The organism is Bradyrhizobium sp. (genome assembly GCF_049581145.1).
Classification (GTDB): domain Bacteria; phylum Pseudomonadota; class Alphaproteobacteria; order Rhizobiales; family Xanthobacteraceae; genus Bradyrhizobium.
This window is the reverse complement of record NZ_JBAURI010000488.1, coordinates 1-9,284: the sequence shown is the minus strand read 5'-3', so window position 1 is coordinate 9,284 and position 9,284 is coordinate 1. Positions and strand designations below refer to the sequence as shown.

Annotated in this window: 9 protein-coding genes and 4 pseudogenes; 5 read left to right on the top strand and 8 right to left on the bottom strand. The window is 60.7% G+C overall.

The features are described 5' to 3' along the window. Positions 1 to 985 (bottom strand): helix-turn-helix transcriptional regulator (locus WCB02_RS16250; protein ID WP_423959471.1); only part of this gene is annotated, 985 nt, incomplete at its 3' end. 159 nt (positions 986 to 1,144) lie between these two features. On the opposite strand from WCB02_RS16250, the pseudogene WCB02_RS16245 reads away from it, so the two are divergent. Further along, positions 1,145 to 1,454 (top strand): annotated as a pseudogene (locus tag WCB02_RS16245) (UBP-type zinc finger domain-containing protein). A 38-nt stretch (positions 1,455 to 1,492) separates the two neighbouring features. Next, positions 1,493 to 2,149 (top strand): NAD(P)H-binding protein, encoded by a 657-nt coding sequence (locus WCB02_RS16240; RefSeq protein ID WP_423959469.1) that lies wholly within the window; start codon positions 1,493 to 1,495, stop codon positions 2,147 to 2,149. 56 nt (positions 2,150 to 2,205) lie between these two features. Here WCB02_RS16240 and WCB02_RS16235 read toward each other — a convergent pair whose 3' ends face one another. Continuing rightward, the gene (locus tag WCB02_RS16235) at positions 2,206 to 3,222 is read right to left on the bottom strand and encodes an aldo/keto reductase (RefSeq protein ID WP_423959466.1); all 1,017 of its coding nucleotides are present in this window, start codon (positions 3,220 to 3,222) and stop codon (positions 2,206 to 2,208) included. A 316-nt stretch (positions 3,223 to 3,538) separates the two neighbouring features. Here WCB02_RS16235 and WCB02_RS16230 point away from each other — a divergent pair, with 316 nt between their 5' ends. Beyond that, entirely contained in the window at positions 3,539 to 4,387 is an 849-nt protein-coding gene (locus tag WCB02_RS16230) for an oxidoreductase (protein WP_423959464.1), read from the top strand. A 55-nt stretch (positions 4,388 to 4,442) separates the two neighbouring features. Here WCB02_RS16230 and WCB02_RS16225 read toward each other — a convergent pair whose 3' ends face one another. The 4 genes and pseudogenes from WCB02_RS16225 to WCB02_RS16210 all read right to left on the bottom strand — a co-directional run. Further along, on the bottom strand, positions 4,443 to 5,111 hold the full coding sequence (locus WCB02_RS16225) for a sensor histidine kinase (RefSeq protein WP_423959462.1): 669 nt from the start codon (positions 5,109 to 5,111) through the stop codon (positions 4,443 to 4,445). 63 nt (positions 5,112 to 5,174) lie between these two features. Continuing rightward, the gene (locus WCB02_RS16220; RefSeq protein ID WP_423959461.1) at positions 5,175 to 5,678 is read right to left on the bottom strand and encodes a Dps family protein; all 504 of its coding nucleotides are present in this window, start codon (positions 5,676 to 5,678) and stop codon (positions 5,175 to 5,177) included. Positions 5,679 to 5,739: 61 nt separating this feature from the next. Beyond that, positions 5,740 to 6,774 (bottom strand): alpha/beta fold hydrolase, encoded by a 1,035-nt coding sequence (locus WCB02_RS16215; protein ID WP_423959459.1) that lies wholly within the window; start codon positions 6,772 to 6,774, stop codon positions 5,740 to 5,742. A 302-nt stretch (positions 6,775 to 7,076) separates the two neighbouring features. After that, positions 7,077 to 7,310: pseudogene (locus WCB02_RS16210) on the bottom strand (DNA ligase); the annotation flags it as partial. 8 nt (positions 7,311 to 7,318) lie between these two features. Between WCB02_RS16210 and WCB02_RS16205 the strand changes: the two are divergent. Then, positions 7,319 to 7,579: a hypothetical protein gene (locus tag WCB02_RS16205; RefSeq protein WP_423959457.1), complete on the top strand. Its 261-nt coding sequence runs from the start codon at positions 7,319 to 7,321 to the stop codon at positions 7,577 to 7,579. A gap of 236 nt (positions 7,580 to 7,815) precedes the next feature. On the opposite strand, the gene WCB02_RS16200 is transcribed toward WCB02_RS16205, so the two are convergent. Both WCB02_RS16200 and WCB02_RS16195 read right to left on the bottom strand, forming a co-directional pair. Continuing rightward, complete coding sequence (locus WCB02_RS16200; protein WP_423959454.1) at positions 7,816 to 8,553, bottom strand: hypothetical protein; 738 nt, start codon at positions 8,551 to 8,553, stop codon at positions 7,816 to 7,818. 82 nt (positions 8,554 to 8,635) lie between these two features. Further along, positions 8,636 to 8,788 (bottom strand): annotated as a pseudogene (locus WCB02_RS16195) (DUF763 domain-containing protein); the annotation flags it as partial. A gap of 331 nt (positions 8,789 to 9,119) precedes the next feature. Here WCB02_RS16195 and WCB02_RS16190 point away from each other — a divergent pair. Further along, positions 9,120 to 9,284: pseudogene (locus WCB02_RS16190) on the top strand (DUF932 domain-containing protein); the annotation flags it as partial.

Below are 9,284 nucleotides of genomic sequence, written 5' to 3'. Positions count from 1 at the left end.
TGTGAGTGGAGCGCCAACGTGCGGGCGTTTGGCCTGTCACACGTTTGAAGACCGTCGAAAAGTAGGCCTGCGAGGAATATCCTGCATCGAGCGCGATCTCCGCGATCGGATTGTCGGTCTGCGAAAGCGATGATTTCGCGTTGTCGATGCGTTGGTGCGTCAAATATTCATGCGGACGATATCCCGTGGCGACCCGGAACTGTGCCGCAAAGTGCATCCGTGAAAGGCCGGCAACGTTGGCGAGGTCCATCAAGCTTATTGGGCGCTGCAAGTTCAGCTTCACGTACTCTTCAACGCGCCTGATCCGCCATTTTGCCAAGGCGCTGATCTTCGTCTGCGGACGCTCGAACTGGGCGATGTGCATTGCCAGCGTTTGCGCGACGCAACGCGCGAACCGACGATCGACGCCGTCGCGCGTTTCGATCAGCGCCTTGGCAAGGTGCTCGACGAACGGGCTTCGCAGGAGAACGAAGTCATTCAGACGCCCGGCGGAGGCGGCTCGCGGGCCTGAGAAGAAATCCACGGGTATCTGCAGGTGCAGGAAATCGAACGGCGTGTCGAAATGGGCCTTCAACGCCTGCATCGGCGCGCTCACATACAGCGAACCCACCGACATGATGCCGTCAAAGATCGTCACGTTTCCTCTCGCCAGCCGGAGCCGGGTGGTCCTGAGGGCGATCGCCACGAAATAGCGGTCGGGCGGTGATATCGCCTCCGCCTGCGGGCCAAGATTGTCCCGATCGGTCCATCGCGATATCGCGATGTCGTCGTCTGCCGCGGTCATGCCGCGGTTCGGCTGACGCCATCGTAGTTCCTGTGGAAGCGGCATCGCCTCATCTGATTCCCGTGGGTCGGTATCGACCGCCGCCCAGATATGTTCCGTCACGTGATCAAGCATTGGTGCCTCCGAGATCAATTGACGTCGTTCGACAAGCGCTCGCGTCAAATTACGTTTGATGGAAGGATACGTGACCGGGACATCCAACGCTCATTGTATGAACTAAGAGCCCGTTAAGTCGTGTAAAGCGGTTCAATACGCGGCGGCGGCGATCGACATTCGCGCAGATTTACGAGTCTTTACGTCTCGGATGACGCAACGTCAGCTAGGCTTCACCGCCAGCGCGTCGGATCCATGGAGGCGGCAATGTCGAGCAGATGTAACCATCTTCACCTCGTCAGGACGGTCACGCCGAGTGCACGAGGCTGTGAGGAATGTCTGAAGCTGGGCAGCTGGAGGATGCATCTGCGGAGTTGTCGTGTATGTGGGCATGTCGGCTGCTGCGACGAATCGCCGAACAAGCACGCGACCGCGCATTTCCATGCAAGCGGGCATCCGGTCATCGAAGGTTACGACCCGCCGGAAGGGTGGGGGTGGTGTTACCTCGATGAGATCTTCATCGATCTGCCTGGAAACCGCGCCGCAGCTCGGCCCAATACCGCGGCTCGTCGAATAGATGGATCCGGCGCGGCGATTTTCTTAGAGGAGGCAAGGTTGAAGATTTTCATCATTGGCATCGCCGGTCAGACCGGCTTTCGGCTTGCGCGGCAGCTCAGGAAGCGTGGCGAAGAAGTCGACGGGCTCTATCGGCGCCCGGCGCAACGCGAGGCGCTCGGCACCATCGGCGTCACGGGGACACTTGGCGATCTTGTGCAGATCGATGCCAGGCAATTGGCCGACGACATCAAAGGAAATGATGTGATCGTTTTCACCGCGGGTGCCGGAGGAAGCGATAGCGATGCGATGATCGATGCCATTGACGGCGACGGCGTGACCAAGTCGATCACGGCAGCGCAATTGGCCGGCATCAAGCGCTTCGTCCTGGTTTCGGTATTTCCGGAAGCCGGTCGCGGAGAGGATTGGGGCGAAAGCTTCGAACACTACATGAGGGCCAAGAAGCAGGCCGATGTGACGTTGGCGCAGGCTGACCTCGACTGGGTGATCTTGCGTCCGTCCACGCTGACGGACCTGCCTGGCGTTGGAACGGTCAGTCTCGGTCCGGCGCAGCTCCATACGGAGGTGAGCCGCGATGATGTCGCGGCGACGATCGTAGAATTGATTGACACGCCGACGATCCGGCGCACGATCCTGGAGCTGACCGGCGGCACGACACCGATTGAGTGTGCCGTCGCGATCCAGGCGAGAAGCTGAGCCAGCGCTGATGGCAGCGCTGGCCGGTTTGGCGGTGCCGATCGTCATGATGTTGGTTACCGATCGATCGGTAGCGGCGCATTCGGCGCGACCAGCTCGGCCTTTCGCAGGTCGTGCCAGAAATCATCCGGAATCTTGGTGTTGAGCGCCGCGTGATCCTCAAGGATGCGATCGGGCCGGCTGGCGCCGGGAATGACCGCGGCGGATGCCGGATGCGCCAGCGAGAACTGCACCGCAGCCGCCTTCACGGGAATCGCATATTTGGCGCAGAGCGCCTTGATCTTGCCGACCTTGGCGGCGATCGCCGGTGGTACCGGCCCATATTCAAAATGCGCGCCACCCGCGAGTACGCCGGAACTATAGGGGCCGCCGATGACAATATCGACTTTCTTGCGCTGCGCCTCCGGCATCAGCCGTTGCAACGCCCGCTCATGGTCGAGCAGCGTGTAACGTCCGGCCAGAAGTGTCGCATCCGGCTTCGGCTCTGAAAGCTCCAGCAGAAGTTCGACCGGTTCCACCTTGTTGACGCCGAGGCCCCAGCCCTTGATGACGCCTTCGTCGCGCAATTTGTCCAGCACCGGGAACGCGCCGGTTCGGGCGCTCTCGAACATCGCGAGCCAGCGGTCGCCGTAAAAATCCTGCGCGATGTCATGCACCCACACGAAGTCGATGCGATCGACGCCCAACCGCTTGAGGCTGTCTTCGATCGATCTCTTCGTCCCGTCGGCGGAATAATCCGGAACGATCTTGTTTGGCAGGCCGTGTGCGAAAACGTCGCCTTTTTCGCCCTGGTCCCTGGCGGCGGGATCTTCGATCTCGTCGAGAATCAGACGGCCGACCTTGGTGCTCAGGACATAGCCGGCGCGCGGGTGCCTGGCGAGAACTTTGCCAAGGCGTATCTCAGCCAGACCAGCCCCGTAGAAGGGCGCAGTGTCGAAAAATCGCGTGCCAGCGTTCCAGGCCGCATCGACCGTGGCGAGTGCTTCCTGCTCGGGAATGTTGCGAAACATGTTGCCGAGCGGTGCCGTGCCGAAGCCGAGTGGACGCGCCAGAAGTGCATCCCTGATCCTCATGGATTGTCTCCGTATGTTGTGTCTTAGGCCTGCAATCTCCGGCGATCGATAAGGCCGAGATTGTCGGATAAAATGCTAACCGATTGATCGCGGGCCGCGCCTCAATCGGTAGCAATTCCAATAAATCGATGTTGTCGCGATCGTTGCTTGAAACCTTGCCTGGCGATGCGGGCTTTATGTCTTTTTACAGGTGGCCTTGCGCAGGGTGATCTAGGCTTTTGGAAATCCGCCGCGAGAAGTCTGCATTTGCGACTGCCGGCCGGTGGGCCGGCCACATGTCGGCCCAAACCCGTTCCACTAGTTCCGGAGACTGACGATGACCGATACAAGCACTCCCGTTTGGTTGATTACTGGCTGTTCGACCGGATTCGGTCGCGAGCTGGCGCAACGTGTCCTTCAGCGCGGCTGGCGCGCGATCGTTACCGCACGCAAGGCCGCGCAAGCCACCGATCTCGCCAGTGTAGCTGGCGATCGGGCATTGGCGCTCGCGCTCGATGTCACGAAGCCTGAGGAGATCGACACCGTCGTCAAGGCAGCGAGGGAGAAGTTCGGCCGCATCGATGTGCTGGTGAACAATGCGGGCTACGGCTACCAGAGTACGGTCGAGGAGGGCGAGGAGACGGAAATTCGAGCCCAGTTCGACACCAATGTATTCGGCCTGTTCGCCCTTACCCGCGCGGTGCTTCCGGTCATGCGCGCGCAGCGCAGCGGCAACATCATCAATATCTCGTCGGTCGCCGGCATCGTCGGCTTTCCCGGCTCCGGCTATTATGCGGCGTCCAAGCATGCGATCGAAGGCTGGTCGGATTCGCTGCTGGCGGAAGTCGAGCCGCTTGGTATCGGCGTGACCTGCGTCGAGCCCGGTCCGTTCCGCACCGATTGGGCCGGGCGTTCGCTGAAACAGACCCCCAACAAGATCGTCGATTATGCCGTGACCGCCGGCAGCCGGCTCGCGCGCACCAAGCAGGTCAGCGGCACCCAGGTCGGCGATCCCGGCCGCGCCAGCGACATCATGATCACACTCGCCCAGCAGCCGAAGGCGCCCGCTCGCCTTGTGCTGGGGGCCTGGGGTTTTGACCAGGTGGTGAGCGTGATGGAGGCGCGGCTGGAGGAAATCCGCCGCCAGAAGAATATCTCGCTTTCGGCCGATTTTCCGAAGAAGTAACCGCGAAGGGAGGCATCGCCGGCGATGCCTCCCTTCGATCCTGTGCTTGGCACTTTCAATGTGGAAAGCGTACGATCGTCGTCGTCCCGGATGGTCCCGATTGCGAGTCGATCGTTCCTCGAAGGCTGGCCGCCAGTTCCTGGACAATCGAAAGTCCTCGGCCCATTGTCGGGTTCAGGGCTGCTTTTCCGTTGTCCCTGACCGAGCAAACCACCGATGAGTCGGTCGGATAGATATCGATGTGGATCTTTCCGGGCTTGCCGTCGAACGCGTGACGCGCGGCGTTCGTCAGCAGCTCGAACAGGATCATCCCAAGCAGCCAGCACTGTTCGGACCTCATGATCAAAGTGTGCAGCGACAACGACAGTTCGATCTGCTGTTGCTCCAGCTTCGAGCGGCTCACGGCGCGACAGAGACGGTAGATGTAGGTGGATATATCGATGGCCGTGCTGTAATCAGGCGGTTGAAGCGAATTCTGGATGCCGGCATAGCTCTCGAGACGGTCGACGACCTTCTTGAGCGACGTCCCGGCTTCATCATTTTCGCATCGGCGCGCGGCCAGCGAGACGAGGCCGATCGCGCACGCCAACTCGTTGTTGGTACGGTGCAGGAATTCCCGCAGCAGGAGTCGTTCCGCGATCAGACCTCGCCGGGAAACGATCAAGTCCGGCTCGCCGGACTGGACGGGCTCGAGCTCCTGGCGGTTTGTATCGCAATTGCGCATGATACGTATCCACGCTTGCTTGAGTGGGAGGATGGTTGGCAGTGACAGCCTGGCTTGTTGGTATCAGCCCGGCCGTCCGGTCTTATAGAGGAACCAGATCCGCCGTTCGGTCTGGTCGATCCAGTTTTCGAGAACGCTTGCGGTTGCGACATCGCCGCATTGGTCGCACAGCTCGTGGACGCGACGCATTTCCGATGTCAACTGCTGATTGTCGCTTCTCAGTTCCGCCAGCATATCCTGGGGCGTGACGAACTCGCCGTCGTTATCCAGCAGACGTTGCTCGCGCTTGATGTGGCCGATCGAGCGTATCGTGGTGCCGCCGATCTTGCGGGCACGCTCCGCGATATCGTCAGTCATCGCGAAAATCTGCTCGGATTGCTCATCCAGCAGCAGATGATAGTCGCGAAAGTGGTGACCGGACATGTGCCAGTGGAAGTTCTTTGTCTTCACGTATAGCGCGAAGACGTCGGCCAGGAGGGCTCGCAACGCCGCGGGGATGTCCCGTACGGCATTGGATTGCAGATCGGTCGGGCTCTGAAGCTGCGGACGCACGGCTGGTGTGGTCATGTCTTTCCTCCGATGATGTGGCCTCGGCCGGCTTGCCGAGGCCCAGGTTCGGTTGCTCGGATCAACCCCGGATGAAGTCGAGAAGGTCCTTGTTGATGACGTCGGCATGGGTCGTGAGCATGCCGTGCGGGAATCCGGGATAGATCTTGAGCGTGCCGTGCTTGAGGAACGTCATCGAGCGCAGAGCCGCGGCCTTGTAGGGAACGATCTGGTCGTCATCGCCGTGCATAACCAGCGTGGCGACATCGATGCGCTTCAGGTCGTCGCTCAGATCCGTCTCGGTGATGGGCTTGACGCCGTCATACTGCGCCTTACTGCCACCCATCATGCCCTGGCGCCACCAGTTCTCGATGACACCTTCGAGCGGCTTGGCATTCGGGCGGTTGAAACCATAGAACGGGCCCGAGGGAACGTCGCGGTAGAACTGCGCGCGGTTGTTGGCGATGCCATTCCGCAGCCCGTCGAGTACCTCGAGCGGCAGTCCTTCGGGGTTGGCCTCTGTCTTCAGCACCAGAGGGGCAACCGCAGACATCAGCACGGCCTTGACCACTCGACCTTTTCCATGCCGCGCCACGTAACGGGCGACGACGCCGCCGCCGGCGGAGTGCCCGATATGCACCGCGTCGCGCAGGTTCAGATGATCGACCAGCACCGCGACGTCGGCGGCATAATGGTCCATGTCATGGCCATCCGACACCTGGCTGGAGCGGCCGTGGCCGCGACGGTCATAGGCAATGACCCGATAGCCGTGCTGAACGAAAAACAGCATCTGGGTATCCCAGTCGTCCGCACTGAGTGGCCAACCGTGGTGAAACACGATTGGCTGTCCTTCGCCCCAATCCTTGTAGAAGATCTTGACGCCGTCTCTAGTGGTGACCCTATCCATGTAGATATTCTCCGTCGAGGTTGAACGTTGTGGCTCAGCTAAGGCGACGTCCGCTGCAAAGGTTGGCATGGCTGCAGCCGCCGCGACGCTCAGGCCGTGAGTCAGGATTTCGCGACGCGTCTTGTCAGTGCAGCAAGGCGTGGAAGAAGTAGTCAACGTAACGCTCCCATTGTTTGAGATCTTCGGCATAAACGCGAGGGCATCATTCAACACAGGCTCCCAGCGCCGTCGAATTAAACGATGTTAAACGGTGAAATCGCGGTAAAATCGGTAACTATCTTGAGGCGCTCTATGCGAGGCCAGCGCCGGTCAGCCCCATGAGTTGCGGCGACGAGCACACCGTTGCCTTGGCGCGGCGGTCGCACTTTGGGAAATCGATCTTGCTCGATCGACTGATGCGCGTCCCGGATGTTCACTTGTCCCGTGCGCCGATGGTCGGTTGGAACCCGCCGATGCCGCACTGTGAGTTTCGCGGGGACGTGATAGTCACGTAGAAGTCGTCGCGTGTCTCCAAGAGACTCCCGCAACCCTTTGAAGATCGGGTGCCGGACTTTCGCTTCGGCGGACCTGGCCCGGTACTCGATTTCGGCGAGCAGTTTCGGCTCGGTCCAGATTCCCTTGTGCGCGATCCGCTTCGCGAAGGCCTGCGTCTTCCGGACTAGCGGCGTCAGGCGTCTCCAGAGATCGGCGGCTGAGACCTTGTCGAAGCCATGGTCGACCTTGCCAGCGTAGAGCGGGTTGCTGCCCATGGGTTTTGGCGGCGGCTTTCGCAGCCGCAATTTCTTTCGCTCTCGCGCCCGCCGCGGACGCAAAGGGCTGCATTAAGGGCGCCATCGTCGGCAGTGTCGCCGGTCACATGGTGGGACATGGCAAGCTTGGCGCCGCGGCAGGCTGCGTCGTCGGCCACCATGAAGCGAACAAGGCGGACAAGGCGAACGCCCAGGCTCCCTCGGGTCGAAGTGATCCCGATCGGTCGGGTGACGCCGGATCAGAACGAGTTCGTTCTTCCGCCTGAAGCGCCTCGTTGGCAAAACTCAAAATATAGGATCACGAATGTCAGCAAACTACGGCGATCTGGTCGACCGGATGGCGAATAAGCATTCGGTTTCGCCCGGCGGTGGTGCAGATCGCGTTCGCGGCGCTCCGGAGCGGAGACGGCCGGATGGACCAGTTCAGCCACGCCGACTTTGGAGGGATGTCGCAGTGGTCGCTGGGCATTACGATGGTCGCCGACATGTTCAATACGCAACTCTAGGCCAAGCTGGATGCATTCTGCAGCGATATCGCGGCCCGTCTTGAAACGGAAACAGCCGGCGGACACGTGCGGAAGCGGAGGTCAGCTACCGTTCGCCGAGCCGATCGGACGACTGCTGGCCGACCGGATCGGGGAGGCCAGCCGCTGTCGGTGCGCAGAACGATCTTTCCCGACACCGGGCGGCTGACCAATACGTCTTTCGCAAGACAGGCGACGAATGACGCGTAGTCGCTCTCGCAAAGCGGCCGGGCATATCCGGCGGTCACGAGCTCGGCGGCTGCGAGCTCGACGTCCCCGATTTCCGGATAGCGGAACAGAGACCGGTTGAAGATCGCGCCCCGGCGATTGACCATCCGGATCAGCAGGCAACGGGCCTCTCTGGAAAGGCCTTCGAAACGAGCAACGAAGGCGTGATGCTCAGCCGTGAGGATCGCCCGTAATTCCGCTGCACGAACCCGAGCGTCTCCACGAGTGGTCGAGATATTAATATGCGGGTAGCACCGGCAGCTTGGCCAAGCGGAGTTTTTGTTGCGTTGCGATTCGAAATGTTTTTCCTTTGTTCGACAGTGCCGTTGGAAGTCAAGCGGCTTCGCGAGCGCGGATTGATGCGTCCATGATGAATAAGCCCAGCATCTCAGACAGCGAATTGTTAAGGCAATTGGAGGACTAGGGCAGGCCCCTGGGTGAGGCTTATTTGTGAACGAGATCGCGGCCTTGTCGCTCGAGCCAATCACAGAACATGGCCGTATGGGGATCGGCCCATCGCTTTTTCGGTAGGTAAGCGAAGTAGCTTCGCGCCGGGAGGCTAATTTCCGGAGCCGACTTCATGAAGCGGACGGTCTCGTCGTAGATCTTGATCGGGATCGGGTAGGGGTGCCGGTTGTTGCCGCCGTGCGCCCTCGAGAACCGCACCCGATCCCGGAAGCAATAGGGCGCCCTGTGCACGACCTCGGCCACCATCGCCAGCGCGAGCCATTTGCGACACAACGGCGTCCCCTTTTACCCACCAAGACGGAAAAACCTCCCAGCGTGGCTGCAGACCCGCCTGGGAGCCATCGGCGGGCAGTTCAGATGGCGGTAGAGGGGGCTGGGCATGCTTCCTTTGACCAGAATGGCCTCGGATGGATGGGTCTGAAACCGGACTGAGGGAAGTAAAAGCGAAAAAACTTCCCATCGATGCGGGTCCGTTTTGGACCGCAAAATAGCGTTTTTTGGAACCGAGACAGTTGAATGCAACGGCTCCGACCGTGCGTTTCCAGAGAATGATCTATGATCGGCCAGGACTGCCAAAGCGCGAGGCCGGGCGCGGCCTCGACGCTACCCTTGGCCTCCGATCCGGGTCGAGGCGACCCGGGAGAATTCCGAGCGACCGGCTTTGGTCGTTCCGGGACGTGACGACCAGGTTTCGCCGACCCATTGGAGCTTCGGTCAGCTGTGCACACTTGTTGGCGCGCCGATCCGGCAC